This is a genomic window from Streptomyces sp. NRRL B-1140, from assembly GCF_001280065.1.
Classification (GTDB): domain Bacteria; phylum Actinomycetota; class Actinomycetes; order Streptomycetales; family Streptomycetaceae; genus Streptomyces.
The window spans coordinates 167427-194076 of sequence record NZ_LGEA01000014.1 but is presented as its reverse complement, the minus strand read 5'-3'; the positions used below and the strand labels follow the sequence as shown (position 1 = coordinate 194076).

Sequence of the window (26650 nt, the reverse complement as noted above, 5' to 3'; positions counted from 1 at the left end):
GCCATGACGGACAACTCCGCGAAGTACGTCGCAGCCATCGACCAGGGCACCACGTCGAGCCGCTGCATCGTCTTCAACCAGGACGGCGCGATCGTCGCCGTCGACCAGCGCGAGCACCGCCAGATCTTCCCGAAACCCGGCTGGGTGGAGCACGACGCCACCGAGATCTGGTCGAAGGTGCAGGCAGTGGTGGCGGGGGCACTCGCCAAGGCCGGTCTGAGAGCCGACCAGCTGAGCGCGATGGGCATCACCAACCAGCGCGAGACGACCCTCCTGTGGGACCGGGCGACCGGCAAGCCGGTGCACAACGCCATCGTGTGGCAGGACACACGGACGGCCGCCCTGTGCAACCAGTTGGGCGGCTCGGACGGGCAGGACCGTTTCCGCGAGCAGACGGGACTGCCGCTGGCGACCTACTTCTCCGGACCCAAGGCGGCCTGGCTGCTCGACAACGTGCCCGACCTCCGGAGCCGTGCCGAACGCGGCGAGATCGCCTTCGGCACCATGGACTCCTGGCTGATCTGGAACCTCACGGGCGGCACGGACGGCGGGCAGCACGTCACCGACGTGACCAACGCCGGACGCACCATGCTGATGAACCTGGAGACCCTCCAGTGGGACCCCTCGATCCTCTCGGCGATGAACATCCCCGAGGCGATGCTGCCCGAGATCCGCTCCTCCTCCGAGGTGTACGGGACCGCGGTCGGCCAGCTCGCAGGCGTCCCCGTGGCCTCCGCGCTGGGCGACCAGCAGGCGGCCGTGTTCGGGCAGGCGTGCTACGACGTGGGCACCGCCAAGAACACGTACGGCACGGGAAGCTTCCTGCTGCTCAACACGGGCGACCGCCCGGTGCCGTCGAAGAGCGGACTGCTGACGACGATGGGGTACAAGATCGGCACCGAGGCGCCGGTCTACTGCCTGGAGGGCGCGATCGCCATCACGGGCGCGCTGGTCCAGTGGTTCCGGGACCAGCTCGGCATCATCCGCACGGCCGACGAGATCGAGCCCCTCGCGGCGAGCGTTGAGGACAACGGCGGCGCGTACATCGTTCCGGCGTTCTCGGGCCTGTTCGCCCCTTACTGGCGCTCCGACGCGCGCGGCGTTGTCACCGGTCTGACCCGGTACGTCACCAAGGCGCACCTCGCCCGGGCCGTGCTGGAGGCGACGAGCTGGCAGACCCGCGAGGTCGTGGACGCCATGTATCAGGACTCCGGGGTGCACATCACCACCCTGAAGGTCGACGGCGGCATGACGAAGAACAACCTCCTCATGCAGCACCAGGCGGATGTGCTCGACGTCCCGGTGGTGCGGCCCAAGATCTCCGAGACGACCTGTCTGGGCGCCGCCTACGCGGCCGGTCTGGCCACCGGGGTGTGGAACGACCTGGACGAGCTCAAGGCGCATTGGCAGAAGGACGTCGAGTGGACGCCGAACATGGAGGCGTCGGTGCGCGACCGCGAGTACCACAACTGGCGCAAGGCCGTGGAGAAGAGCTTCGGCTGGGAGGAGGGCGACAGCTGACCACGCGTGCGTGGACCGTCGCTCACGGCTGCGGCCCGTATCCCCGTCGGCGGGGCTGCGGGCCGTGTCCGCTGTTCGAGGGGCGGCGTCAGCCGGTGACCGCCTCGCGGCGGCCGGCCGCGTGGGCCATCGCATGCTGGACGACGCCGATGAGTGCCTCCTTGACCGACTCCCGGTCGCGGGCGTCGCACATCAAGAGCGGCACGCCCTCGTCCAGGTCGAGGGCCTGGCGGACGTCCTCCACCGGGTAACGGGGAGCGCCCTCGAAGCAGTTGACGCCGACGAGGAAGGGGATCGAGCGCCGTTCGAAGTAGTCGACGGCGGCGAAGCAGTCCTCCAGGCGGCGGGTGTCGGCGAGCACGACGGCACCGAGCGCACCCTCGGAGAGTTCGTCCCACATGAACCAGAACCGCTCCTGGCCGGGCGTGCCGAAGAGGTACAGCACGAGGTCTTCGCGGAGGGTGATGCGGCCGAAGTCCATGGCCACGGTCGTGGTGTGCTTGCCCTCAACGCCGCTGGTGTCGTCGACCGGGCGCCCGGCCTCGGTGAGCAGCTCCTCGGTGCGCAGCGGCCTGATCTCGCTGACCGCGCCGACGAGCGTGGTCTTGCCCACGCCGAAGCCGCCGGCCACGAGGATCTTGAGCGTGACGGGCTCGACCGGAGGCTTGCCACGCTCGGAACGCCCGAAGATCATCGGTCTCTTCTCCTGCTTGATGGGGTCGGGCGACGGCGAGCCGTAGCCGCCGCCTGGGGTTTCGATGGCGCGACGGTCGCCGTGGCCCGCCGGCCGTGGTCGACGGTCGTGGAGCCGGCTTCGGTGGTGATCGCCGCCGGGCAAGTGACGGTGCCGCCGGGGGAAGGCCTTCGCGGCAGCGCAGGGGCACCTCGCGCCAGGCGCCGCCCGTCCGGGGACGGACGGTCCGGGGCGCTGCGGGGTCGCCGGGCGTCGGTGGTCCCCCTGTCCGAGAGCAGTCCGGGCAGAGCGGCCGGGCGCCGGGCGACGACGTCAACGAAGGCGCCACCGCGGTCCACCCGGAACTGCCGGCCAGTCACGTCAGCACCCCGCTTCCGCGCTGCTCACAACGCCCTAAGGCCGTTGATCACGTCGCGCAGAATACTCTCGTCCGGCAGCTCGGCAGGGGGCACGGGCCGGTTCACATGGACGAATTCCGCGTCCACGAGATCTCCGACGAGGACCCGTACCACTCCGATCGGCAGGTCGAGTTCCGCTGCGAGTTCGGCGACCGACTGCGGGACGTCGCGGCACAGCTCGACGATGTCCACATGCTCCGGGGAGAGCATGTGGTCGGCTTCCGGGTCGTCCGCGTGCGGTTCCGCGACCACGACCGCGATCAGGTCCAGGCGGTGCTGGCCCTGGCTGCTGGTGCGGCCGCGGGTCATGGCGTACGGGCGGACGACCGGTCCGGCTTCGTCGTCGAACCAGTGGCTTCTTCCCTGACCGTCAGCGCTCATGCCATCCCACTACCCGCCTGCGGGCAGATCGGTGCGCGGTGCGGCCGCCAGATGCACGCCCACCCGCTTCACGAGGAGCGTCATCTCGTAGGCGACCTGGCCGACGTCCGAGTCGGCGTCCGAGAGGACGGCGAGGCAGCTGCCGTCGCCGGCGGCCGTCACGAAAAGGAAGGCGTCGTCGAGTTCGACGACCGTCTGGCGGACGTTGCCGGCCTCGAAGTGGCGTCCCACGCCCTTGGCCAGGCTGTGGAACCCGGAGGCGACGGCAGCAAGGTGTTCGCTGTCCTCCCTGGTCAGGTCCTTGGACAAGCCCGTCGGCAACCCGTCGCCGGAGAGCACGAGGGCCTTGCGGATGCTCGCGACACGGTCCACCAGATCATCGAGGAGCCAGTTCAGCTCCCCCCTGTTGGTCGCGGTGTGGCCGGTCGCCTTCGGTGCGGTCATCGACCGTCCCCCTCTGTCGTTCCTTGTGGTGCTGCGCCGCTGTGGGCATCATCGCCCGCGGCGTTCTCCTCACGGCCGCGCTGCCAGCCACGCTGGAGCGATGCCATGCGGTTGCGTACTTCCTCGGCGTCGCGTTCGACGGGCTCGGCCCTGTCCTCGCCACGCGGCTCCGAGCTCCGCTTCAGCTGCGGGGCCAGGTTGGCCTGCCGGACGCGCTTTGGCAGCGGGGCCGTGCCGGAACCGGGCTGTGGTGCGGAGCCCGTTCCCCGCGGTGGCGCGCCCGAGGCCGCCTCGGCGCCCGGGGTGCCGCCGGTGCCGGCCGGCGTGGAGCCGGGGCGCTGGTCCGGTCGTTCCAGGCCGCTCGAGGCGATCTCCGCGCGGCGGGTCCGCCTGGGCAGAGCGGACGGCTCCGACCGGTCGCCTGCGGCGCCGCCCGGTGAGGCCGGGGAGTCCGTGTGGTCCTCGGTGTGGCCGACCGCGCCGATGCCACGGCGGCCCGAGTCCGTCCCGCGCCGTCGGGCAGGCAGCGGCGGCGGTGCGTCCGGCAGGGCGTCGCCACGACGGCCGCCGGTCGATGGGGTCTCGCGGTGCCGGGCCGGAAGCGCGGGTGCGGGTTCGGTTCCCGGCCGGCCGGTCTCCCGGCCGGCCGCCGGCTCCTCGCGCCGGTGTCGCGACGGGAGCGCCGAGGAGGTGCTCGCATCGGTTCGGCCGGCGGCGGGGGTCGTCGCCTCGTCCGTCCTGCCCCGCCTGGGCCGCTGGTCCGTCACCGGGCGCCCGTGCGAGCTGACCAGCTTGGGGGTGTGGCGGCGGGGCAGCGCGACCGGGGCGCCCAGCTCGTCGTCGCTGTCGGTCCGGTCACCCGCGCCACGACCGTCGGCGGGCTGCCGGCGCGGATCGGTGCGGCGGCCGGTGCTGTCGTCCGGGTCACGGGTGAGGGAATGGCGGGGGCGGAACAGACCGCCGTGTTCGCTGTCCTCGTCCTCGATGGCGCCCGGGAAGTCCCCGATGGCGTCCAGGTCGACGGGGGCCTCCAGTTCGACCGGTCCGTCCAGCAGGGCGGCGGGCAGGCCGGGCCGCTGCGCGGGCGCGTGGGACAGCGCGGCGCGGCGAGTGTCCTGTGGCTGGCTCTCCGGGGCCCGCTGGGGGCGGTCGAGACGGAACCCGATTCCGTTGGTGTCCGGGACGTCGTCGGTGAGCAGCGTGTCGGGGATGAAGACCACGGCGGTCGTGCCGCCGTACGGGGAGGGCTGCAGGGAGACTCTGACGTTCTGGCGCTGCGCGAGCCGGCTGACCACGAACAGGCCGAGCCGGTCGGTGTCGGAGAGCTCGAACTCGGGTGTCTCGGCCAGCCGGAGGTTGGCGTCCAGGAGCGCCTCCGCGGCCATGCCGAGGCCACGGTCGTGAATCTCCAGGGTGAAGCCGTTGGCGACACGCTCGCCCAGCACCTGAACGGCGGTGTGCGGCGGCGAGAAGACCGTCGCGTTCTCCAGGAGTTCGGCCACGAGATGCGTGAGGTCGGCGACGGCCGGGCCGGTGATGGCGTTCCGGGGAAGGCGGCGGACCTCGATGCGCTCGTAGTCCTCGACCTCGGCGACGGCGGCGCGTACCACGTCCATGAGCTGCACGGGCTTGCGCCACTGACGGGAGGGCGCGGCTCCGGAAAGGATCACGAGACCCTCGGCGTGCCGGCGCATGCGGGTGGTGAGGTGGTCGAGGCGGAACAGGTCGGCCAGTTCCTCGGTGTCCTCGGTCCGGCGCTCCATGGCGTCGAGGAGGGTGAGCTGCTTGTGGAGGAGGACCTGGCTGCGGCGCGCGAGATTGACGAAGACCTCGGAGACACCGGCGCGCAACTCGGCCTGCTTGACGGCGGCTTCGACGGCCGCGCGCTGCAGGGTGTTGAGGGCCTGGCCGACCTCGCCCATCTCGTTCTTGTCGTATTCGAGGCGGGGGACCTCGGTCTCCACGTCGACCTGCTCGCCCGCGGAGAGACGGCGCATGACGCTGGGCAGGCGCACCCCGGACGCCTCGTGGGCCTCCAGACGCAGCTGTCGCAGATCGCGGATGAGGGTGCGGCCGACCCGTACGGACAGGAACAGGGAGAGCAGGAGCGCGATCAGGCCGAGGGCACCGGCGATGACCGCCTTGGCGATGACGCCGACGGCCACGGGGTGGACGCGGTCCTGATAGCGGTCGTTCGCCTGGTCGTTGAGAGTGCCGAGCTCGTCCAGCACGTTGCCGGCGGCGCTGTCCCAGCTCTTCGCGGAGACCCCGCGGGGGGTGCCGGCTCCGGAGGAGACGGCGGCTTCCTCGGCCACGCGCAAGGGGGCGGAAGAGGCGTTCTTCCAGAAGCTCTGGTAGCGGTCGCGCTCGGCCACGGGCAGCAGCGGCAGGTTGACGTCGTACATCAGGGTGCGCTGGGCCACGAGGTCGGAGACGTCCCGCTCTTCGGAGTGGGAGATCCTGCCGACGATCAGGGCGGAGCCGAGGAGGGCGTCCTCGCGGGAGAGCAGTTCGCGGGCGCGGGCGAGATTGACCAGCGCGCGGTACTGCTTGTCCAGTTCGATGTTGTCGACCACGTGCAGGTTGGCGAGGAGGACGTAACAGGGGTCGACCAGCCGGTTGTAGAGGTCGAGGGCCTGGGTGCGGTTGACGGTGCCGTCCTCGACGCTGCGGCGCAGCGACTCGATGCCGTCGAAGCCGTCCAGTACGGCCGTCAGCCGCTCGTCGGTGTCCGCGCCCATCGCGTCCCGCACGTCCGGGTTCCGGGCGTTCTCACGGATGGCGCTGACTGCCTTGTCGGTGGCGGACCGGCTGCGCCGGAGCGCGGCGAGGCCGTCGGAGGCGCGGGGGTCGGCGAGGTAGACGAGGGTCTGGCGGCGTTCTTCCTGGAGGACGCGGACGGTGTCCTCGATGGGATAGCCGATCTTCTCCACCACGGACGACACGTTGAACAGGTCGCTCGCCTCACGTCCCGTGAGCACGGTGGCGAAGGTCCAGATCGCGGTCAAGGACACCAGCGGCACGAGAAGCAGCGCCACGATCTTCCGGCGGATGGACTTCCCGCGAAAGCGCATGGCCTCCCCCAGCTCGGGCCCCCGGCTACCGGGGGTACACATGTGCGTCAACAAACGGCGCGAGCCTACTACCGACCCACAGGGAACTCGAAAGCCGGTCCGGAACCTGAACTTCCGCGCCACCCGCGAAGCGTGGTGAGTTGTCCGGGCATTGCGGGAGTTGTCTGCCCGAAACCCGGGGTGGCGGCGCGGGGGAAAGCCGGCGAGCGACGCATAGGGAGTTGGCTGAAATTTTTCGACTTCCGGGAATCTTCGTGAGTGGCCGTTCGTCCTTCTCTGCGGGGAACGGGGGCGGAATCGGCCACAGGAGCCGCGCCCCGCACCTGGGCGGCGTACATCAGCGCAAGCCGGGCAGCCACTGGAGAGCACGGGTCTTCCGGTGCGAGCGAGCGGTCTGCTGGCGGTGGGGAGTGACACGGTGATGGGCACGGCGGAACGGCGCGGCGCGTCCGGGGCTGGTGGGACGCACCTGACAGGGCATCAGAAACGGGAGACTCCCGATCGGAACCTCCCCGAGGGCACGGAGGAGCCCTCTGCGCACCCGACGGGGGTGGTGCGTCGCGAGGCGAACCGCGGCACTCGGGAGCGGCCGTCCTACCGGCCCCTGTGGGTCGAGGAGCCCGCGCGGCGGCGCCGGTTGCCGGATCCGGTGCGGACGGCGGCCGTGCGAGCGGTCCTTCTCATAGCCGTGACCCTGCTCCAGGCCATGGTGGCCTTCCTGTGCACGATGGCCGGGTCGTGGCTGGCATTCCCCATGGTGATCAGCAGTGTGGTCAGCACGATCGCGGCCACCTGGGGAGCGCTCGACGTGTGGGTGACCCGCCAGGTCTGGAACCAGCGCAACGGCGTGGTGTCCGTGCCGAGCAGTACGGCGCGGGCCCTGCGGCGCGAGCGGCGGCGAACGCGACGGCAGGAGCGTGCCGCCGAGCGGGCGCAGGGGCGGATACGCCGGCGGGGTGGAGCCGGGCAGTTGTCCCACTCGTGAGGCAGGGCGGTGCCGGCGACGGCGACGATGTGCGGCCGTCGCGCCGCTGTCGTCGTCCGGGACACCGTCCCTCAGGGCCGGGGACCGGGGGCGAGCAGGCGAGCCGGATATCGCCGGACGAAACACATCTGGCGTAACACCCGCCCCACCCCTCAGGGTTGGTTCGACTGATCGAACCGATCCTGAGACACCCCATGAGGAACCGCCCATGAGAGCAACCGCAGAGCCGACCGACCCACAGGGCCGGGACGACGCCGAACTCACCGAGTTCGGCTACAGACCCGAACTCAAGCGCACCCTCGGCAACTTCCACACCTTCGCCGCGGGGATCAGCTACATCTCGATCCTGACCGGCACCTTCCAGCTGTTCTACTTCGGCTACGGCAGCGGCGGCCCCGCCTACTGGTGGTCGTGGCCGATGGTCTTCGTCGGCCAGTTCATGGTGGCCCTGTGTTTCGCGGAGCTCGCCGCCCGTTATCCCGTGGCGGGCTCGGTCTACAACTGGTCCAAGAAAGTGGGCAATCCGCATCTGGGCTGGCTCGCCGGCTGGATGATGCTGATCGCCTCGATCGTGTCCATATCGGCCGTCGCACTGGCCTACCAGCTGACGCTGCCGCAGATCTCGGCGTTCTTCCAGTTCGTGGGGGACGGCACGGGTACGTACGACGTGGCGACCAACGCGGTCATCCTGGCCGCGGTGTTGATCCTGTTCACGACCCTCGTGAACGCCTTCGGCGTCAAGCTGATGGCACGCATCAACACGGCGGGCGTGTTCATCGAGTTGATCGCCACCGTCGTACTGATCGTCCTGTTCGCGGTCCACATCACGCGCGGCCCACAAGTCGTCATAGAGACGCACGGGACCGGCGCGGGCTACGGAAACGGCTACCTGGGCGCCTTCCTGGTGGCCTCGCTGGCCTCGGCGTACGTCATGTACGGCTTCGACACGGCCGCCTCGCTCGGTGAGGAGTCCCTCGACCCGACCCGGAACGCGCCCCGCGCCATCATCCGGGCGATCGTGGCCTCTTTCGTCCTGGGCGGTCTGATCCTGCTGCTCGCGCTGATGAGCGTGTCCAGCCTGAAGGGCGACAAGCTGTCGTCGGACGGCCTGCAGTACATCGTGCTGGACGTGCTCGGCCCGACCGCCGGCAAGGCGATGCTGTGGTGCGTGCTGATCGCGGTGACGGTGTGCGCTCTGGCCGTGCACACGGCGGCGGTCCGGCTGGCGTTCGCGATGGCCCGCGACAACAACCTGCCGGCGTCCTCGAGGCTGGCCCGGTGCCACCCACGGTTCCAGACGCCGGTCCTGCCGACCGTGATCATCGGGGTCCTGGCACTGGCGATCCTGGTGGTCAACATCCGCCAGCCGCAGATCTTCACCGTCGTCACCAGCATCGGCATCATCATGATCTACCTCGCCTATCTCGGGGTCACGGTGCCGCTGCTGGTCGCGCGGCTGCGCGGGGCGTGGCAGCCCGCGGGCGAGGGCCGGTTCTCCCTGGGCCGCTGGGGCCTGCCGGTCAACGTCCTCGCGGTCCTGTGGGGCGCTGCCATGACGCTCAACCTGATCTGGCCGCGGGCGGCGGTCTACAACGCCTCGGCTCCCTACCACTGGTACCTGCGCTGGGGCGCGGTGCTGTTCGTCGCCGTCATCGCGGGCGGCGGTTTCGCCTACTACTGGTTCGTCCAGCGGCACCGGACCGGGGTGCTCGCCGAGCACCGGTCCGAGGCCCCGGACACCGCTCCCGCCGCCGCCCCGGCGGCCGACTGAGGGCCGGAGGATAACCCATGAGCGGCGCGCGCCGGGGAGAACCTCGCTAAGGCGTCGTGGACGCCGGGCGCTTGTACATCCTGGTCGCCGTGATCTCGCTGTGGACCGCTTCCCCCGCCTGGGCCTGCTGCGGCAGGCCCGGGCGGAGGTGCTCCTCGACGCTGATGTACTTGAGGCCGGCCCTGAGGTCGGCGTCGTTGCGCATGCGGATGACGAGGGGGAACTCGGCCAGCGCTGTGGTGTCGAACAGGCCCGTGGTGTACAGGAGCTGCACACCCAGGGCGTCGGACACCGCCCGCTGGAGTTCCAGCAGGTATGTGGCGTTGGCGCGGCCGATGGGGTTGTCGAGGAAGAGGGTGCCGGCGTGCCGGTGCTTGTCGCGGCCACGGTCGTTGGAGCGCAGCGCGGCCATCGTGCAGTAGAGGGCGATGGCGGCGGTCAGGAGCTGACCGCCGGAGAAGACGTCGCCCATCTGCCCCACGGGTACGCGCTCGGCCCGCAGCACGGCGTCCGGTTTGAGGATCTCGACGGCGACGCCCTTGGGCTGCAGGGCGGCGGCGACGCCCCGCAGGAGCAGGGACATGCCGTCGCGGCGCAGGTCGGAGTTCTTCTTGACGGCGGCACGGGTCGCCTCGTCGATGACCTCGCCGAGCCGCTCGGTGAGGGTGGCCTGGTCGGGCTCCTCGAAGCGGATGCGGAGGAACTCCTGCCCGGACCATTCGCCGAGGCCCTCCGGCAGGCGCGAGAGCCGCTGGGCGGAACGCAGGGTGGCCAGGGCCGACTCGACCAGCCCGCGCAGCCGGTCAACGATCGAGTCGCGGTTGCGCTCCAGCTGTTCCAGTTCGTCGGTCAGGACGCGCAGGCGGGGCGCGAAGGCGTCCGCCCACTTCTGGGCGTGCTCGGGCAGCGCGGAGGCGGGCAGTTCCCGGATCTGCTGGCGGGCCGGGGTACGGACCTGCTCGTAGCGGGTGGAGTTGGCGTGCCGGACGAGGATGTCGCTCGCCTCGCGGACGGCGGCCTCGGCGGCGGACAGGTCGGCGGCGCAGCCGCGCAGCGAGCGCCGGGCCTCCGCGGCCGTCTGCCGGGCCTCCTCCGGGCTGCCGGCGTACGGCTCGGTCTCCTCCTGCTCCTCCTCGCCGGTGTGCTCGCGCAGCAGGTCGCGGAGCATGGCGGCGATCTCGTCGAAGCCGCTCGCCGCGTCCTCGGCGGCGCGGTGGGCGTCGAGGAGTTCGGCGTGCGCCTCGCGTGCCCGGTCCAGCGCCTCGGTGTGGGAGGCGAGTTCGGCCGTGGCGGTGCGCAGCAGGGTCTGCGCGTGTTCGGCGTCGCGCGGCTGCAGGTCCTCGGGGAGGTCGGTGTGGGCCTCGCCGTCGTCGGCGGGGGCGAGACGTTCGGCCTCGCCGCGCAGCCGTCCGAGCTGCTCGCTCGCGGTCGACATCCGGGTCTCCAGGAGCTGCACCAGCTCCTCGGCGCGGGCGGCGGCGGCCTGACGGCTGGGGCCGTCGGAGCCGTCGGGTGACTCGAGGAGCTGCTCCGCGCGGGTGCGGACCTTGTTGCTCAGCCGGTCCAGTTCCGCGCGTGCCGCACTCTCGTCGCTCTCGGCACGAGCCTGCTCGGCGCGCAGGTCGGCGCCGACGCCGACCTTCTCGTACACCTGGGAGGCGGCCCGGTAGGCCTCGCGCAGGGCGGGCAGGGAGGCCTTGGGGGTCTGGTCCTCGTCCTCGGGCACGTCGTCGGGGGCACCCGCGATCTCGGAGCGCTCGGCGCGCAGCGCGCGGGCGGTGCGGCGGGTGTCGTCGGCGGCGCGCTGGGCGGCACGCCGGTCCTCGTCGGCGGCCCGGGCGCGCTCCAGGCAGGCCTGGGCACTCGCCTCGGACTCGGCCGCCTCGTCGGCCAGTTCGCGCAGTTTGACCTGCCAGCCGGCCCGCTCGCGCAGCCGGAAGGCGAGTCCGGCGAGGGCGTCTGCGGAGCGGCGGGCCTTCTGCGCGGCCTCCTGCCGCTCGTCGCGGACGCGCGCGGCCTCGGTGGCGACCTCGTCGGCCTCGGCCCGCAGGGTCCGGGCCTCGGCCAGTTCGGCCTCCGACTCCTCGGCGAACGCCTGAGTGTCGTGGGCGGCCCGGGCCAGTTCGGTCAGCCGGCCGGCGGGGCAGCCGGTGCGCCAGGAGGCGAGCCGGGCGGCCAGTTCGCGGTCCTTGCCGAGCCGGGCGGCGAGGGTGCGGATCTCCTCGTCCCGCTCGGTGGCCCGGGCACGCAGGGCCTGCCGCTCCTCGTCGGCGGCGTGCTCGTCGTGCATGGCCGGGTTCGGCGGCACGAGGAAGACGTCGCCGCTGTCGGTGTCCGGGGCCGGGGTCGGGGCGAGCAGGGCGGCGGCGGTGCCGACCGCCACGGCGGAGCGGGGCAGCAGAGCCGCGTCACTCAGGGCTTCACGGGCCCGGGCGTGGGAGTCCGGGTCGGTGATGATCACGCCGTCGACGAGTTCGGGCCGGGCGGCCAGCACGCGGGCGTGGTCGGCCGGGTCGATGGCCTGGGCGAGATAGCGCCAGCCGGGCAGCGCGGGGATGCCGTGCTCGCCGAGGAACTCGACCGTGGCCAGGACGTCCGGGCCGGGCGGCAGCAGTCCGCCGTCACCGAGCGCGCCGAGGATGCGGGAGTCGTCGGCGGCGGCCGTACGCAGCTCGAACAGCTGCCGCTCGGCGGAGGCGACGGAGTCGTCGAGCAGGTCGCGCAGGTCGTCGGCGAAGCGGTCGAGTTCCTCCGCGGAGAGCCCCTGCTCGCCGGCGGCCGGCCGCGGGGCCGGGTCACCGTCCGTGCCGTGCCGGGGCTGCGGGATGCCCGGGCGGGTCTGCGGGGCGAGGCTGAGCAGTTCCGCCAGCCGCTCCTCCCCCGCCAGCGCATCGGCGGTGCGGCGCTCGGCCTCGTACGAACGCTCCGCCGCCGTGGCCGCGTCGGCGGCGCGGGCCGCGGTGAGTTCCGCGCGGCTCTCGGTGGCTGCGGCTTCGCGGGCCTGCTCCGTGGCCCGGCGGGACGCCTCGCGGGCCGCGTCCCAGGCGGCGACGGCGGTCTTCTCGGCGTCGCTTGCGGCCAGGGCCGCGCGGGCCGGGTCGGCGTCGGGCGCGGAGTCGTCGAGCCAGCCGGCGCGGACCGCCTCGGCGGTCTCCTGCTCGACCTCGGCGAGGCGCTGCTTGAGGTGCCCGATCTCGCTGCGGGCGCGCTGGGCCTGGGTGGCGGCGGCGGTGGAGTCCCGGTAGGCCGCGTCGCTGACCTCCTGGAGGGCGGCGGAGCGCTCCTCCTCCTCGTTGGCGTGGCTCTCGGCCTTCTCCGCGGCGGCGTGCAGGGCCCGTACGAGGTCGACGGCGGCCTTGGAGCGGGCGGCCAGGGCGGGGGCGGCGTCCCGCTCGGCCTCCTGGATGGCGGCGGACACGCGGGTGACCCGGTCGGAGGCGGCGCGGTGGCGCAGCACGGCCTCGGCGGCCTGCCACGCCGAGTACAGGGTGCGGGCGTCGGCGAGCTCGCGCTTCTGCGCGGCGGCGGACTTCTCGGCCCCGGCGAGAGCCAGTGAGGCGTGCCGGTAGGCGAGTTCGGCGGAGATCAGCGCGCTGCGCTCGCGGGCCGCCTCGGCGTGGGTGACGGCGTAGGCGGCGGCGGTGACCCGCTGGGCCAGGTCGGCGGCCCGGGCCCGCTCCCGCACACCGCGCGCGGACAGCCTGCGGGCCAGGCTCCGGGTCCGGCGCTCGGCCGCGGTGTGGATGTCCCGGGCGCGCGATCGGGCCTCGGCGGCCTCGACGATCCGCCCGAGGAGGTCGACGGAACCGGCGGTGAAGTCGCGTTCGGCGATCAGCTCGGCGCGCCGGCCCAGCTTGTTGCCGAAGCCGCTGACCAGGTCGGCGAGCCCGTCGGTGTCGCGGGTGTCGGTGACGGCGCGCAGCAGCAGGTCGGTGAAGTCGGCGTCCTTCTTGACGGCGAAGAGACCCGCCGCCTCGCCTTCGTCGGCGTTCATCTCGCGCTGGTAGCGGAAGAGTTCGGGGTCGAGGCCGAGGTCGCCGAGGTGCTCGATCCAGCGGTCGTGGATCTCCTCCCAGTGCACCTCCAGGTGCGGGTAGTTCTTGCCCGACTCCGTGAGGGCGTCACGGAAGCCCTTCATGGTGCGGCGCCGCCCGCGAGCGCCCGACTGCCCCTCGACCGAGGACCGTACGGCGGTGGCCTCCGCCACGGGGAGGTTGTCCAGGCTCAGGCCGGGGCCGGGCCGGAAGGAGTACCAGGCCTCGGCGAACTTCCTCGGGTCGTTGGAGACCTGCCGCCCGCGCCACTCGCTGACCTTGCCGACGACGACGCACTCGCCGGTCAGCACGTGCTGCCACTCCAGCGCGACGTGCCCGCAGTCGTCGGCGAGCAGGAACTTGCGCAGTACGCCGGAGCTGGCGCCGCCCAGGGTGTTGCGGTGGCCCGGCAGCATCACGGAGAAGATCAGCTTGAGCAGCACCGACTTGCCACCGCCGTTCTCCAGGAAGAGCACGCCCGCGGGCGCGGGCCGGCGCGGCGGGCCGGCCGGCTCCTCCTCGAAGAACTCCGCCTGGGCGGGCGCGGGTTCGGGCACGATCTCGCCCACACCGCGCAGGTCGAGCACGGTGTCGGCGTAGCGTGCACCGGCGGGCCCGATCGAGTAGAGGCGGACCCGGGACAGCTCGTACATGGCGGACTCTCGTAAGTCTTCGTGAGGTGGGGAGTTCAGGAGGAGTGGAACGGCAGCCCGGCGTCGGCGACCAGCTCCAGGTCGTCGCTCTCCTCGGCGGGCAGGAGCGTCGGCGTGCCGTCGGTGACCGGGACGACGCCCAGGTCCAGCAGTTCGGCCAGGGCGGCGCTGCCGGCCATGTCGCGGACCTGGAGCTGGTAGCGGGCGGTCGTGCGGTACGTGCCGCCGTGGTCGTCGCCGGTGCGCTGCAGGAAGCCGGATTCGGTGAGGTACGCGGCGGCCTTGGCGACGATGCCGGTGGTCGAACCGGCCAGACGGCGGGCATCCTTGGTGGCGCCGGTCGCACTGCGCCGGACCCAGATCCGCCAGGCGGCCTCCAGGCCGGGCGCGTCGGTCGCCGGGTCGGTGTTCTCGCCCTGCTCCTCGGCGCGCTCCTCCAGCCGGCGGCAGGCCTGGCGGACGAAGGCGTCGACGCCGTTGACCGTGATCCGGCCGATGTAGCCGTCGTCGGCGAGGTCCTCGGGGCGCGGGTACGCCATGGCGGCGACGGCGAGATGGGCGAGCCCGTGCAGGAACCGGTCACCGCCGTCGGCGGACGTACGACGCGCGTAGTCGCCCATGCGGACGGCGAACACCGAGTCCTCGGCGGCGGTGACGGCCATGCCGGCGCGCGGGGAGACCTCCAGCACGATCAGCCCCAGGCCGGTCGCCACGGCGTCCGCGAGCCGCGCGAAGGGCGGGTCCTCGCGGTAGCGCCGCAGCAGATCCGCGTACTCCTGGTCGCGGGCGGGCTGCAGTTTGGGCTGCAGCCCGAACGACACGAGCCGGGCCGCGTCGGCGGCGTCGGCGGGAGTGACGGCGGCGGTGGCCGCCGGGGCCGGGCTCTCCGCGTCGCCCCACTCGACGTGCTCGCTCACGACGTGAACTCCTTGACCTTGTAGACGGGATTGCGGGTAACGCCCTCAGGGGCGCGGGGAACTGCGTGGCCGGCCATGTCGGCGCCGCGGCCGGCCACCGGGGGAAGCATCACGCGGCCTCCGTCCTGTCCGCCGCCATCCCCGCCGCGTCCAGCAGTGCCGTCCCGACGATGAGGTCGGCCCCGCCGAACTCCGGGTCGTCGAGCTCGGCCCCGTCGTCCACGGCGAACAGCAGCTTCTGCTCGCCCTGGCGGTAGGCCGTGCCGACCGGCGGACTGGCGGCGTGCACCGCCAGCAGGGCCACCAGGTACGGCAGCTCGGGGTCCTGCCGCCGGGCCTCGGCCAACAGCCCCGACAGCCGGCGCGGCGCGTCGGCGGGCAGGTCGAGAAGCTCCTGCGCCGCCGCCAGCTGTTCCTCGCTGAACCGGCTGTCGTCGGGCGTGGCGATCAGGTCGGGCTCGGGCATCTCGGCGCCCAGGTGCTCGCGCTCCACCGGCGGCGTCAGCAGCAGGTCGACCAGGTCCCCGACCCGGACGGACACGGGCGTGCGCAGCCCGGTGCCGCGGCCGAAGAAGGCGTCGGTGACGCGGACGGCCTGCTCCAGCGGCAGGGGCAGCACGGGCGAGACGAGGTGCCCGTAGAGGTCTATGCCCGAGGTCGTCAGAGGTGTGGCGAAGGCCTGCCGGTCCTGTTCGGCGCGGAACAGCGGTCCGGCCTCCAGCAGCCGGGACTGCAGCTGGGTGTGCCGGCGGATGCAGTCCTTGACGATGTCGACGAGCTCGGCGGTGCGGCGCTTGTGCTCGGGGTCCTCGGACTCGTCCCGGGCCTTGCGGATGTTGGTGAGGATCGCGTTCTCGTGGCGGTAGCGGTCGGCGACGTGCTCCAGGGCCTCGGCGATCATGTCGGGCACGGCGGAGAGCCAGTCCACGGCGCGCACGTTGCGCCGGGTCGCCTCCAGGGCGCGGCGCAGGGTCTCGGAGTACTGCACGGTCCGGTAGCGGGCCTGTTCGGCGGCGAGCTGGGCGTCGGCGAGCCGGCCGCGGCTGATCAGGATCTCCAGCTTGACCTCGGCGGCGATCTGCGCGCTGGTGACGTCCGTGTCGAGGGCGCCGACGAGGACGTTGACCGCCTCGTCCGTCGTGCGGAGGTAGACCGTGCCACCGGGGCCGGGGACCTCCTCGATCAGCTTGAAGTCGTAGTCGCGGCGCACATAGGTGCCATCCGCGCCGAACGTGCCGTACACGGCGCGGAATCCCCGGTCGACGCTGCCGACGTTGATCAGGTTCTCCAGGACCCAGCGGGCCACCCGCTCGTGCTCGGCGGCGGGGCGCTGCGCGGCCTGGGCGGCGATGCGCGGGATGAGGCGGGCGACGATCTGGTCGTGGTCCGCGCCCGTGTCGAAGTCCATGTTGAGGGTGACCAGGTCGATGGCCGCGAGGGCGACCTCCGCCATGCCGTACACCGAGTACTCGCCGGCCAGGTTGGCCTTGCGCGCGTCCAGGTCGTGCAGCGGCGCGGTGCAGGCGAGCGCGCGCAGGCGCCGCGCCAGGCCCTCGTCGGCGGCCGGCCCCGGGGCGGGGCGCGGCCCCGCGCTGAGCTGGGGCGGAACGCGGTCCGTCGATGCAGGCGAAGTCACGGTGCACAGACTAGGTCCTGGGTCTGACAACCTCCCAAACGACGCGGTGCGCCCCTGGGACCGCGGCCCTCACCCGTCTTCGCCGACCCGTCGCCGGTACACCTCCACCACACGCTCCAGCGAGTCGTCGAGGTACCCCGCGAGCAGACTCTCGGCCTTGTTGCGGTCCCCCCGCTGAAGGGCCTCAAGAATCGCGACATTTCGTGCGATGTAGGGCTCGTGCAGCCGCTGCGGCTCGTCCACGACGTGGAAGGCGAGCCGCAGTTCGGCGAAGACGCTCCGCATCAGCTCGGCGGTGCGCTCGCTCGCGGCGAGGGCGACCAGTTCCCGGTGGAAGTGGATGTTGGCCGTACCCACTCCCTTCCAGTCACCTTCCCGGGCCGCCGCCCGTCCCTCCGCGACCGCCCCGGCCAGCCCGTCCAGGCCGTAGGGCGGCTCGCCCAGGCCCCTGACGACGGCGCACTCCACGAGCCGCCGGGTGCGGTAGATGTCCTCGACGTCCTCGACGGTCAGGACCCGGACGAAGACTCCCCGGTTCAGCTCGTGGACGAGCAGACGCTCGTGCGTGAGCAGCCGGAACGCCTCGCGCAGGGTGTTGCGGGAGACGCCGAGCGCGCCACCGATGCTGTCTTCGGAAAGGCGGGTGCCGGGCGGGAAGTACCCCTCGGCGATCCGGCTCCTGAGGATGTCCGAGACCCGCTCGGCGGTGCTGGTGCGCCCGAGGAGAGCCCGGTCGTCGGCGAGGTCCTTCAGCTGCTCTGCCATGCCGGAATTCAACCGCAGATCAGAAGAACAACCAACATGGGTATTGAGGGATCGTTGAACAATCCTCTACGGTGCTGTGCACAGCGTCGCGGCGATGGGCCCGCTTTCCCCATCGCGGCGCCGACCGCCTCCGTACGGCACGGCTCACCCCGAAGCACCCTCCGTCCTCCCTCTGCGAGGTGCCCATGAGCTCGACCCCTCCACCGCAGGCCCTGACCGACGGCACACCACCCGCCACCACCGAAAGCACCCCGGACGCCGGGGCGTTCGGCTGGCTGCGCGCCCTGGGCCCGCGGGGCCGCCGCGCGTTCGCCGGCGCCTTCGGCGGCTATGCGCTGGACTCCTACGACTACTTCACGCTGCCGCTCAGCATGGTCGCGCTGTCCGCCTACTTCGGCCTGAACAGCGGCCAGACGGGTCTCTTCACCACGGTCACCCTGGTGGTCTCCGCGGTCGGCGGCGCCCTCGCGGGGGTGCTCGCGGACCGGGTCGGCCGGGTGAAGGCACTGATGGTCACGGTGATCACGTACGCGGTGTTCACCGTCGCCTGCGGTTTCGCGCCCAACTACGAGACACTGCTGGTCTTCCGCGCACTCCAGGGCCTCGGATTCGGCGGCGAGTGGGCCGTCGGCGCGATCCTGGTCGCCGAGTACGCGAGCGCCAGGAACCGGGGGCGCACGCTCGGCGCGATCCAGAGCTCCTGGGCCGTGGGCTGGGGCCTCGCCGTGATCGTCTACACCCTGGTCTTCTCGGTGGCCGGCGACGACCTGGCCTGGCGCATCATGTTCTGGACCGGGGCGCTGCCCGCGCTGCTCGTCATCTGGCTGCGGCGCAGCGTGCACGACGCCCCCGAGGCCGCCGCGGCGCGTGAGCAGAGCGCGGAGAAGGGCTCCTTCACGGCGATCTTCAAGCCCGGCCTGCTGCGGATCACCCTCTTCGCGGGGCTGCTCTCGACCGGGGTCCAGGGCGGCTACTACACGCTGGCCACCTGGGTGCCGACGTATCTGAAGTCCGAGCGCGACCTGTCGGTCGTCGGCACCGGCGGCTATCTGACGTTCCTCATCTCGGGCGCCTTCATCGGCTATCTGACCGGTGGCTACCTCACCGACAAGCTGGGCCGGCGGCGCAACATCTGGCTCTTCGCCCTGCTCTCGGCGCTTTGCATCCTGGCGTACGCGAACATCCCGAGCGGCGCCAACACCCTGCTCCTGGTGCTCGGATTCCCGCTGGGGTTCTGCATGTCGGCGATCTTCAGCGGCTTCGGCTCCTACCTGAGCGAGCTGTACCCGACGGCGGTGCGCGGGACGGGGCAGGGCTTCACGTACAACACCGGCCGCGCGGTGGGTGCCGTGTTCCCGACGACGGTCGGGTTCCTGGCCGACAGCTGGGGCGTCGGCGGCGCGCTGGTCTTCGGCGCGATCGGCTACGGCATCGCGGCGCTGGCGCTGCTCGGGCTGCCCGAGACGCGCGGGAAGGAGCTCGCGTGAACCGCACCGGCACGGAGGACCGCCCGCTGCTCCTCGTGGACGAGCACGCGCGCGCGTGGAGCCCCGCGACGGCCCGGGCCCGTTTCCGGGAGGGCCTCACGGGCCCCACGGCGGGGGTCGCGGCCGGCCACACCCAGGTCAACCTGATCTCGGTGCCCGCCGACTGGGCCTACGACATGCTGCTGTTCTGCCAGCGCAACCCCAAGCCCTGCCCGGTCCTCGACGTCACGGACGCCGGCTCGTGGAGCACCGTGCTGGCCGACGGCGCGGACCTGCGCACCGACCTGCCGCGCTACCGGGTGTGGCGGGACGGCGAGCTGGTGGACGAGCCGACGGACGTGCGCGCGTACTGGCGGGACGACCTGGTGTCGTTCCTCATCGGGTGCAGCTTCACTTTCGAATGGGCGCTGGGAGAGGCCGGCGTGCCGATCCGCCACGTCGAGCAGGGCCGCAACGTCCCGATGTACGTGACAAGCCGGCAGTGCCGTCCGGCGGGGCGGCTGCACGGGCCGCTGGTGGTGTCCATGAGGCCGGTGCCGCCCCGGCACCTGGCGGCGGCGATCCGGGAGAGCAGCCTCATGCCCGCGGTGCACGGCAGCCCCGTGCACTGCGGTGATCCCTCCGGGCTCGGCATCACCGGCCTCGGCCGTCCCGACTTCGGGGACCCGGTGGACACCGAGCCGGACGACATCCCGGTCTTCTGGGCGTGCGGAGTGACACCGCAGGCGGCCGTGACGGCCTCGCGGCCGCCGTTCGCCCTCACGCACGCCCCGGGACAGATGCTGATCACCGATGCCCGCGACGAGCAGTACCGCGTGGCATGACAGGAGACACTGGAACCATGGCCTGCATCGATCTGAACGCCGACCTCGGAGAGGGCTTCGGCCGCTGGCGGCTCACCGACGACGAGGGGCTGCTGTCCGTCGTCACCAGCGCCAACGTGGCGTGCGGCTTCCACGCGGGGGACGCCGTCACCATGCGCCGGGTGTGCGAGCTGGCGGCCGCGCGCGGGGTCCGGATCGGCGCCCAGGTGTCCTACCGGGACCTGGCCGGGTTCGGGCGGCGCGCCATGGACGTACCGGCCGCCGAGCTGGCGGCGGACGTCGCCTACCAGATCGGCGCGCTGGAGGTCTTCGCGCGGGCGGCGGGCACCCGCGTGTCCTACGTCAAACCACACGGCGCGCTCTACAACCGGGTCGTGCACGACGAGGAGCAGGCCTCCGCGGTCGTCGACGGCGTACTCCTCGCGGACGCCGCGCTGCCCGTGCTCGGGCTGCCCGGCTCGTGCCTGCTGACGCTCGCCGGGAAGGCCGGACTGCCGGTCGTCACCGAGGCGTTCGCGGACCGGGCCTACACCGACGCGGGCACCCTGGTGCCGCGCGCCCTGGAAGGCTCCGTGGTCACCGACCCCGACGCCGTCGTGGAACGCTCCCTCGGCCTGGCCCGTTCCGGCGAGGTCGTCTCCCACACGGGGACGCGCATCGCGGTGCGCGCGCGTTCGCTGTGCCTGCACGGCGACACTCCGGGCGCGGTGGAGCTGGCCCGCCGGGTGCGTGAGCGGCTGGAGGTCTCGGGAGTCCGGGTGGAGGCCTTCGCATGAACGTGCTGTCCGTCGGCGAGGACGCCCTGCTCGTCGAGGTCTCCTCCGACGACGAGGCCCAGGCTCTGCACGCGGAACTGCTGCGGCGCCGCGCGGAGGGCTCGCTCGCGGCCCGCGAGATCGTGCCCGCGGCCCGCACGGTCCTCCTCGACGGCCTCGACGCCCCTGCCCGGCTGGCCGCCGAGCTGACCGCCGCGAAGCTGCCGTCCGCTCCCCCACGCGCGCGTGCGGTCGTCGAGATCCCGGTGCGCTACGACGGTCCGGACCTGGGCGACGTCGCCGCGCACTGGGGCGTTCCGGAGAGCGAGGTCGCCCGCATCCACGCGGAGACGGAGTTCCGGGTCGCCTTCTGTGGCTTCGCACCCGGCTTCGGCTACCTGACCGGGCTGCCCTCCCGCTACGACGTCCCACGCCGGGACACTCCGCGCACGGCTGTCCCGGCCGGATCGGTCGGGCTGGCCGGCCCGTACACGGGCGTGTACCCGCGCTCGTCGCCGGGCGGCTGGCAGCTGATCGGCACGACGGACATCGTCCTGTGGGACCACGCGCGCGTACCGGCCGCGCTGCTGTCGCCGGGCACGCGCGTGCGGTTCGTGCCCTCCGCCCCCGGGGCGGGGTCATGACGGACCGAGCGCTCGCCGTCGTCCGTGCCGGGGCCCTCACCACGGTGCAGGACGCGGGCCGCCCCGGCCATGCCCATCTCGGCGTTCCCCACTCGGGGGCGCTGGACCGGCCGGCCGCGGACCTCGTCAACCGGCTCGTCGGCAATCCGCCGGGGAGGGCGGTGCTGGAGACGACCCTCAACGGCTGTGCCGTACGCCCCCGCTCGTCCGTCACCGTGGCGGTCGCGGGCGCGCCCTGCCGGGTCACGGTGGAGGGGCGGCCCGCGGCCTGGGGTGCGCCGCTGCGGGTGCCCGCGGGTGCGCTGCTGGACGTCGGGCCCGCGGTGTCGGGCGTACGCACGTACGTGGGGTTCGCCGGGGGCATCGCGGTCGAACCGGTGCTGGGCAGCCGGTCGACGGACCTGCTGTCGGGGCTCGGCCCGCCTCCGCTCGCCGACGGAACGGTACTGCCGCTGGGCCGGCCGGTGGGCGTGCCCGCCCGCGTGGACGTCGGCCCCCAGCCGGCGCCCCCGGCCGAGCTGGTGCTGCGGGTGACGCTCGGCCCGCGCGACGGCTGGTTCACGCCGCAGGCGGTCCGCACCTTCACCTCCGGCGCGTTCAGGGTGTCCTCCGCGAGCAACCGCATCGGGCTGCGCACGGAGGGACCCGCCCTGGAGCGGGCCCGGCCGGGCGAACTGCCCAGCGAGGGCATGGTGCTCGGCGCCGTGCAGGTGCCGCCCGACGGCAGACCGGTGGTGTTCCTGGCCGACCACCCGACCACCGGGGGCTACCCGGTGATCGCCGTGGTCCGCACGGCAGACCTCCCGGCCGCAGCCCAGGCGGTTCCCGGCACACCGGTCCGCTTCGTGCCCGTGCGCCGCCGCTGAACCCCGGGTCCGTTCGCGGCTGACCGGCCGCACACCGCCGCCGAAACCGTCCGGCCGGTCACAGCTGACCGCCCGTACGCGCCGCCGACCCGCCGGACCGTCAGGGCCCGGGCAGGTGCGCGGTGGCCGGCCACGCCGACGTGCCGCGGTCGGCCCACCGCGGGGCGAGTTGCCGCCCGCTTTCGCAGAACGTGGATCTCCCCGGGCGGGGAACGTCCCCTGAGCGCTGTGAGGCCCACCCGCGGGTCAGGCGGCGTCCCTGTCCTCCTCACCCGCGGTTCGTCCACCGTTCACCCCGGACGCGTGGATCCGCCCCGGCATCCCGTCGACAGGGGGCGTCGCGCGCTTACACCGCGGTTTCCTCGGGACCGATCCTGCTGCGTACGGCCGTCTGCACCTCGGCCTCCTCGGCCGGGTCTGCGGCGAGCCGGCGCAGTCGCTCGACGACGCGGGTGTCCCCGGTCTCGGCGTGCCGGGCGGCGATCTCCCGGGTGGTCTCCTCGCAGTCCCACAGGCACTCGACGGCGAAGCCGGTGGCGAAGGAGGGGTCGGTGGCGGCGAGGGCCCGTGCGGCCCGGCCGCGCAGATGGGAGGAGGCCGTCTCGCGGTAGACGTGGCGCAGTACGGGGGCGGCGCAGGCGATGCCGAGCCGTCCGGCGCCGTCCACGAGGGTCCACAGGGTCGGCGCGTCGGGGCCTTCGCCCCGGACGGCCTCGCGCAGCGCCGCGAGGACAAGATCCCGGTCCTGGACCCCGCCCCGGCAGGCGAGGACCCGTCCGGCGGCGGCGCCCAGCACGTCAGGGCGCCGGGCCCAGCGGCGGGCCCGGTCCACAGCGGCCGGCGAGCGCATTCGTTCGAAGGCGTCGACGGCCGCGTCCACGACGAGCGTCGAGCCGGTGGCCACGGCGCCCTCGATCAGATCGAGGGCGTCGGGATCGTTGAGGTCGGCGAGGTACCTCAGGGCCGTGCACCGGGCTCCGTCGGTGCCGTCCCCGGCCGCCCGGACGATCTCGGCCCGGTCCTCGGGCCCGGCCACGGCACTGAGACAGCGGGCGGCCGGCACATGGAGGGCGGCTCCCCGCTCGATGCCCTGCTGGGCCCATTCGAAAACGGCCTGCACGCTCCAGCCCGGGCGGGGACCCGATGGCCGCATCTGCCGCTGCCAGCGGTCGAAGCAGCCCGCCTCGTGAGCGGCGCGCACACGGGCGGCGACGGATTCGCGCGGATCCTCGGCCCACAGCCGCCAGGGCCGGGGCTCGAAGGCGTCCCGCACGGTGGCGGCCAGCTCGGCATCGCCCTCCGGATCGGCCGGGAACCGGGCGAGGACGGGAGCGGCGAGGGCCCGAAGGCCCGCGTCATCGTCCCTGAGGGCCAGCTCGTCGAGGGCCCAGGCCCAGTTGGAGCCGTGGGCGGCGTACCTGCGCAGCAGTTCGAGCGCGTCCCGCCTGCCGTAGGAGGCGAGGTGCCCGAGGACGGCCAGGGCGAGCCCGGTGCGTGCCTCTTCGGTGTCGAGGACGTCCTCGGCACCGAAGAGATGGGCCTCGATGTCGTCCAGCTCGCCGTTCAGGTCGAGGTAGAGGCGAGCGTAGTAGAGGGAGCGGTTCTCCACCTGCCAGTCGTGGCGGGGATCGCGCAGCACACAGTGGTTCAACGCCGCCAGCGCCTCGGGGCGCGGGGCGGTGAGCGCGTGCAGCGTGCCGTCGCCGCGGCCCCGCTGAAGCAGGCCGAGCAGCGTACCGCTGGGCGCTATGACCGGATCGAACATGGGAAACAGCCTCACATCAAGCGTCGACGCAACCGGGGACGTGTACTACCTGGCCGCGTGACAACACGTCGGAGCGCCCGCCGTTTCCTGCTTGCTGTAGACCATCTTCCTCTGCCTCTCGTCGGTGGCCCTTGCGGACCGCGTCACGGCCCGCGCGGTGCGGCAAAACCTGCCCAACCATCACGTCCGTGAACCACGTCGTCATGATGACTCGGCACTTCCGTCTGCCGCGACCGAAATTTCGGCGGCCCTGTACCGCCTCCCCCGTTTTCGTTGTCGTTCCAGGTCAGACCGGTCGGCTCAGCGCTCGCCGAACAGTTCGAGCAGTTCCGTCCGGCCGAACATCCTGGCGGTGTCGACCGCCGACGGCATGCCGGCGGACGGGTCGGCTCCACCCTCCAGGAGGGCCTTGATCACGTCCGTCTCACCCTTGAAGACCGCCCCCGCGAGCGGGGTCTGGCCTCGGTCGTTGACGCGGTCGGCCTCGGCGCCGCGGTCGAGCAGGGCGCGCACGGCCTCGGAGTGGCCGTGATAGGCGGCGAGCATCACGAGCGAGTCGCCGCGGTCATTGGTGAGGTTGGCCGGAACACCCGCGTCCACATAGGCCACGAGCGGCTCGGTCTGTCCCCGCCGGGCCAGATCGAAGATCTTGGTCGCCAGCTCCACGACCTCGGGGTCGGGAACTTCGGTCATCGGACGGACCGCCTCTCCACTACGCATCGCCTCCGGTCCGTACGCCTGCGAGGGCGCAGCCGTACGAGTGAATCGCCAGAGTACTGGCTGGCGCCGCACATGACCCGATGCGCCCGCGGTAAAGATCAGCGCAGAACGGGACATGCGCGACACCGCGAGCCTGCCCGACACGAGACCACCCCACCGCGCCGGGTAAATCGTACGAATTTCACCCAGTTGCACCTTTTATCGTATGGATACAAGCTGTGAGCCTGGAAGTACTCATGGTGACTGTCCCCGCGAACCAGGAGATCTCAAATGATCCTCTCCATCTCAGGCGTGGTCCTGCTCGGCATCGTCGTCTTCATCTTCTTCCGCAAGGACGGGCTGAAGGCGTCGCATGCCGTGGTCGCCATGCTGTTCGGCTTCTACCTGGCGAGCACCGCCATCGCCCCGAGCATCAAGGCGGGCGGCGAAAGCCTGGCGAGCCTCCTCGGCGGCATCAAGTTCTGACGCCCCCGATCCCCGCACGCTTCCCGCCCGTCCGCACTCTCTGGAGGCAGCAGTGGCCCGGCGCCCCCTCCCCCGCATTCTGAGCAACGGCAGCGCGCAGCTCGCCCGTAGCCGGGAGCTGGCCCGGACGGCCGCCGACAGTGCCACCGACGTCCTCCACCCGCTGATCACGATCACACGGGGTCTGCGCCGGCTGGCAGCGGCCGGGCGGCGCAGATGGACCGAGACCCCCAAGGAGCGACGGGGGGCGCTGCTGTTCCTGGTGGCCTCCGTCGTCCTGGTCGTGGCGCTCGTGCCGTACGGACCGCTGCTCGCCGCCATCACGCTGATGGCGGCGGCGGCCTGGCAGGGCAGGGAACGCTCGACGGCGGCGTCGGACGGGCCCGACGAGTCGCAGACCCAGCGGCTGAAGTCGCTGTACGAGGCACTCGTGCCGTACTTCTCCGCCGCCGAGGACCCCGAGCCGCTGTACTCCCACGGCGGCGCGTGGGACAAGGCCTTCCCCACCTACGCCTTCGACGGCGGCGGCCGGATCTCGCAGCTGGTGGTGCGCTACCCGGCGTACTTCACCGACGGCGAGCCCGAGGCCCGCGCCCGGATCGAGCACCTCCTCGCGGCCAAGTCCGGCCGGGGCCGTGAATACCACTTCACGTGGGACGAGGAGGGCAACCAGTTGACGGTCGGTGTGCTCCTGCCGCTGCCCGTGGACATCGCCGCCCAGCGTTTCGTCACCACCCCCGGCGAGACCGTCCTGGGTTTCACCGACCCCACCCGGGTCCAGCGCACTCTTCCCGTCACCAGTGGGGAGCGGCAGCGGGACGTGCCGCCGGTCGTCTGGCGCACCGGCCTGCGCTCCACGGAGCCGCACCTGCTCGCGCTCGGCCAGCCGGGCAGCGGCACCTCCACACTGTTGCGTTCCATCGCTCTGCAGGCCCTGCTCCACGGCGACGTGGTGATCGTCGACGGCGGGGGCACCGGCGAGTACGCCTGCCTGACCGGCCGGGACGGCGTCCTGGCCGTCGAGGCGGGGCCGGCCGGGGTCACGGCCAGTCTGGAGTGGGCAGCGGCCGAGACCGAGCGCCGCCTCATCGCCGCCAACCTCGCGCACCAGGCGGGCGAACCGCCGCCCGAGGACACCAAGCGCCCGCTGTGGATCCTCCTGGACCGCCCGACGGCGTTCACCCACCTGGCCGCCGCCGACGGCCGCAAGGACCCGCAGTCCCTCCTCCAGGTCCCCCTCCGGCACGGCCGCCCGGCGAACGTGACGGTGGTCGTGGCCGACCAGCTGGACAGCATGGACGCCCTGAGCGATCCGGTGCGCCGGCACACCCGCGCCCGTGTGGTCCTGGGCCCGGCCTCGGCGGACCAGATCGAGTCCGTCCTGGGCGCGCGCCCGCACACCACGTTGATCGACGAGCTCCCACCGGGCCGCGGATACGCCCGCCTGGGCACGGGCCCGGTCCACCGCCTCCAGGTCCCGGCCACGCCGAACCCCTACGACGACGCCACTCCCGACGCCCTTTGCGAGGCGGTCCTGGACCTCCTGCCGCCGCGTACGGCCCCGGCGGACGGCGAGACCATCCCGGAAGAGGACTCGCCGGAAGACGGGGCGGCGGCGGTATCGACGGAGGAAGAACCGGTGCCGGAGCCTGCGGAGGAAGCCCAGTCCCGGGAGGTGGTGCCGGTCCTGACGAAGGAGCCCCGCGCCGAGGGGCCTCTCCCGGACCCGGTACCTTCCCTCGCCCAGGAGCCGCTGCCCGACCAGGTACCGGTTCTGGCCAAGGAGACGTAGGCGCGGACCGCATGCCGCCGAGGGCGCGCAGTCCGCCGGCAGCGCCGCCCGGCCCGCGG

Annotated in this window: 20 protein-coding genes; 10 read left to right on the top strand and 10 right to left on the bottom strand. The window is 72.8% G+C overall.

The genetic code is table 11. The features are described from left to right. Positions 1-3 precede the first annotated feature (3 nt). Entirely contained in the window at positions 4-1521 is a 1518-nt protein-coding gene (gene glpK / locus ADK65_RS04025; protein WP_053668385.1) for a glycerol kinase GlpK, read from the top strand. An 88-nt stretch (positions 1522-1609) separates the two neighbouring features. On the opposite strand, the gene ADK65_RS04020 is transcribed toward glpK, so the two are convergent. The 4 genes from ADK65_RS04020 to ADK65_RS04005 form a co-directional block, all read right to left on the bottom strand. After that, positions 1610-2215 carry a GTP-binding protein gene (locus ADK65_RS04020; RefSeq protein ID WP_053668384.1) on the bottom strand — a complete coding sequence of 202 codons (606 nt, stop codon included), beginning with the start codon at positions 2213-2215 and terminating at the stop codon, positions 1610-1612. A gap of 383 nt (positions 2216-2598) precedes the next feature. Further along, positions 2599-2994 (bottom strand): DUF742 domain-containing protein, encoded by a 396-nt coding sequence (locus ADK65_RS04015; RefSeq protein WP_053668383.1) that lies wholly within the window; start codon positions 2992-2994, stop codon positions 2599-2601. 9 nt (positions 2995-3003) lie between these two features. After that, entirely contained in the window at positions 3004-3438 is a 435-nt protein-coding gene (locus tag ADK65_RS04010) for a roadblock/LC7 domain-containing protein (protein ID WP_053668382.1), read from the bottom strand. Then, positions 3435-6512: a nitrate- and nitrite sensing domain-containing protein gene (locus ADK65_RS04005; protein WP_053668381.1), complete on the bottom strand. Its 3078-nt coding sequence runs from the start codon at positions 6510-6512 to the stop codon at positions 3435-3437. Before ADK65_RS04005 ends, ADK65_RS04010 begins: the two co-directional genes overlap by 4 nt. A 421-nt stretch (positions 6513-6933) precedes the next feature. Between ADK65_RS04005 and ADK65_RS04000 the strand changes: the two genes are divergently transcribed. Together ADK65_RS04000 and ADK65_RS03995 are read left to right on the top strand one after the other, a co-directional pair. Next, entirely contained in the window at positions 6934-7497 is a 564-nt protein-coding gene (locus ADK65_RS04000) for a hypothetical protein (protein ID WP_078955801.1), read from the top strand. 208 nt (positions 7498-7705) lie between these two features. Further along, complete coding sequence (locus ADK65_RS03995; protein ID WP_053668380.1) at positions 7706-9268, top strand: APC family permease; 1563 nt, start codon at positions 7706-7708, stop codon at positions 9266-9268. A 46-nt stretch (positions 9269-9314) separates the two neighbouring features. Here ADK65_RS03995 and ADK65_RS03990 read toward each other — a convergent pair whose 3' ends face one another. The 4 genes from ADK65_RS03990 to ADK65_RS03975 form a co-directional block, all read right to left on the bottom strand. Beyond that, entirely contained in the window at positions 9315-13955 is a 4641-nt protein-coding gene (locus tag ADK65_RS03990; protein ID WP_053668379.1) for a hypothetical protein, read from the bottom strand. A gap of 35 nt (positions 13956-13990) precedes the next feature. Then, positions 13991-14872: a hypothetical protein gene (locus ADK65_RS03985; RefSeq protein ID WP_053668378.1), complete on the bottom strand. Its 882-nt coding sequence runs from the start codon at positions 14870-14872 to the stop codon at positions 13991-13993. 109 nt (positions 14873-14981) lie between these two features. Continuing rightward, a complete protein-coding gene (locus ADK65_RS03980) occupies positions 14982-16508 on the bottom strand; it encodes a hypothetical protein (RefSeq protein WP_053668377.1) in 1527 nt (508 codons plus the stop codon). Positions 16509-16577: 69 nt separating this feature from the next. Further along, complete coding sequence (locus tag ADK65_RS03975) at positions 16578-17273, bottom strand: GntR family transcriptional regulator (RefSeq protein ID WP_053668376.1); 696 nt, start codon at positions 17271-17273, stop codon at positions 16578-16580. A 185-nt stretch (positions 17274-17458) separates the two neighbouring features. Between ADK65_RS03975 and ADK65_RS03970 the strand changes: the two genes are divergently transcribed. From ADK65_RS03970 to ADK65_RS03950, 5 genes are read left to right on the top strand one after another with little or no spacing between them, the layout of a single operon-like run. Then, positions 17459-18760 (top strand): MFS transporter, encoded by a 1302-nt coding sequence (locus ADK65_RS03970; RefSeq protein WP_053668375.1) that lies wholly within the window; start codon positions 17459-17461, stop codon positions 18758-18760. Further along, entirely contained in the window at positions 18757-19584 is an 828-nt protein-coding gene (locus ADK65_RS03965; protein ID WP_053668374.1) for a putative hydro-lyase, read from the top strand. The genes ADK65_RS03970 and ADK65_RS03965 overlap by 4 nt, the downstream gene beginning before the upstream one ends. A gap of 17 nt (positions 19585-19601) precedes the next feature. Next, entirely contained in the window at positions 19602-20360 is a 759-nt protein-coding gene (locus tag ADK65_RS03960; protein ID WP_053668373.1) for a LamB/YcsF family protein, read from the top strand. Then, entirely contained in the window at positions 20357-20983 is a 627-nt protein-coding gene (pxpB, locus tag ADK65_RS03955) for a 5-oxoprolinase subunit PxpB (protein ID WP_053668372.1), read from the top strand. Before ADK65_RS03960 ends, pxpB begins: the two co-directional genes overlap by 4 nt. Then, positions 20980-21849 carry a biotin-dependent carboxyltransferase family protein gene (locus tag ADK65_RS03950; protein WP_053668371.1) on the top strand — a complete coding sequence of 290 codons (870 nt, stop codon included), beginning with the start codon at positions 20980-20982 and terminating at the stop codon, positions 21847-21849. The genes pxpB and ADK65_RS03950 overlap by 4 nt, the downstream gene beginning before the upstream one ends. 346 nt (positions 21850-22195) lie before the next feature. Here the strand turns inward: ADK65_RS03950 and ADK65_RS03945 are convergent, their stop codons facing one another. Together ADK65_RS03945 and ADK65_RS03940 are read right to left on the bottom strand one after the other, a co-directional pair. After that, positions 22196-23614, bottom strand: a complete 1419-nt coding sequence (locus ADK65_RS03945; protein WP_053668370.1) for a hypothetical protein — start codon at positions 23612-23614, stop codon at positions 22196-22198. Between the two features lie 300 nt (positions 23615-23914). Next, positions 23915-24307, bottom strand: a complete 393-nt coding sequence (locus ADK65_RS03940) for an ankyrin repeat domain-containing protein (RefSeq protein WP_053668369.1) — start codon at positions 24305-24307, stop codon at positions 23915-23917. 297 nt (positions 24308-24604) lie between these two features. Here ADK65_RS03940 and ADK65_RS03935 point away from each other — a divergent pair, with 297 nt between their 5' ends. Together ADK65_RS03935 and ADK65_RS03930 are read left to right on the top strand one after the other, a co-directional pair. Continuing rightward, positions 24605-24799: a hypothetical protein gene (locus ADK65_RS03935; RefSeq protein ID WP_030843336.1), complete on the top strand. Its 195-nt coding sequence runs from the start codon at positions 24605-24607 to the stop codon at positions 24797-24799. Positions 24800-24851: 52 nt separating this feature from the next. Further along, entirely contained in the window at positions 24852-26591 is a 1740-nt protein-coding gene (locus tag ADK65_RS03930; protein ID WP_078955799.1) for a hypothetical protein, read from the top strand. The last annotated feature ends 59 nt before the right edge of the window (positions 26592-26650 follow it).

Bases quoted from the DNA above. Each gene is read 5' to 3' on its own strand.
- ADK65_RS03935 (WP_030843336.1), top strand. From the start codon at position 24,605: ATGATCCTCTCCATCTCAGGCGTGGTCCTGCTCGGCATCGTCGTCTTC.
- glpK (WP_053668385.1), top strand. From the start codon at position 4: ATGACGGACAACTCCGCGAAGTACGTCGCAGCCATCGACCAGGGCACC.
- ADK65_RS04000 (WP_078955801.1), top strand. From the start codon at position 6,934: ATGGGCACGGCGGAACGGCGCGGCGCGTCCGGGGCTGGTGGGACGCAC.
- ADK65_RS04005 (WP_053668381.1), bottom strand. From the start codon at position 6,512: ATGCGCTTTCGCGGGAAGTCCATCCGCCGGAAGATCGTGGCGCTGCTT.
- ADK65_RS03960 (WP_053668373.1), top strand. From the start codon at position 19,602: ATGGCCTGCATCGATCTGAACGCCGACCTCGGAGAGGGCTTCGGCCGC.
- ADK65_RS04020 (WP_053668384.1), bottom strand. From the start codon at position 2,215: ATGATCTTCGGGCGTTCCGAGCGTGGCAAGCCTCCGGTCGAGCCCGTC.
- ADK65_RS04015 (WP_053668383.1), bottom strand. From the start codon at position 2,994: ATGAGCGCTGACGGTCAGGGAAGAAGCCACTGGTTCGACGACGAAGCC.
- ADK65_RS03950 (WP_053668371.1), top strand. From the start codon at position 20,980: ATGACGGACCGAGCGCTCGCCGTCGTCCGTGCCGGGGCCCTCACCACG.
- ADK65_RS03995 (WP_053668380.1), top strand. From the start codon at position 7,706: ATGAGAGCAACCGCAGAGCCGACCGACCCACAGGGCCGGGACGACGCC.
- pxpB (WP_053668372.1), top strand. From the start codon at position 20,357: ATGAACGTGCTGTCCGTCGGCGAGGACGCCCTGCTCGTCGAGGTCTCC.
- ADK65_RS03940 (WP_053668369.1), bottom strand. From the start codon at position 24,307: ATGACCGAAGTTCCCGACCCCGAGGTCGTGGAGCTGGCGACCAAGATC.
- ADK65_RS03945 (WP_053668370.1), bottom strand. From the start codon at position 23,614: ATGTTCGATCCGGTCATAGCGCCCAGCGGTACGCTGCTCGGCCTGCTT.
- ADK65_RS03975 (WP_053668376.1), bottom strand. From the start codon at position 17,273: ATGGCAGAGCAGCTGAAGGACCTCGCCGACGACCGGGCTCTCCTCGGG.
- ADK65_RS03970 (WP_053668375.1), top strand. From the start codon at position 17,459: ATGAGCTCGACCCCTCCACCGCAGGCCCTGACCGACGGCACACCACCC.
- ADK65_RS04010 (WP_053668382.1), bottom strand. From the start codon at position 3,438: ATGACCGCACCGAAGGCGACCGGCCACACCGCGACCAACAGGGGGGAG.
- ADK65_RS03990 (WP_053668379.1), bottom strand. From the start codon at position 13,955: ATGTACGAGCTGTCCCGGGTCCGCCTCTACTCGATCGGGCCCGCCGGT.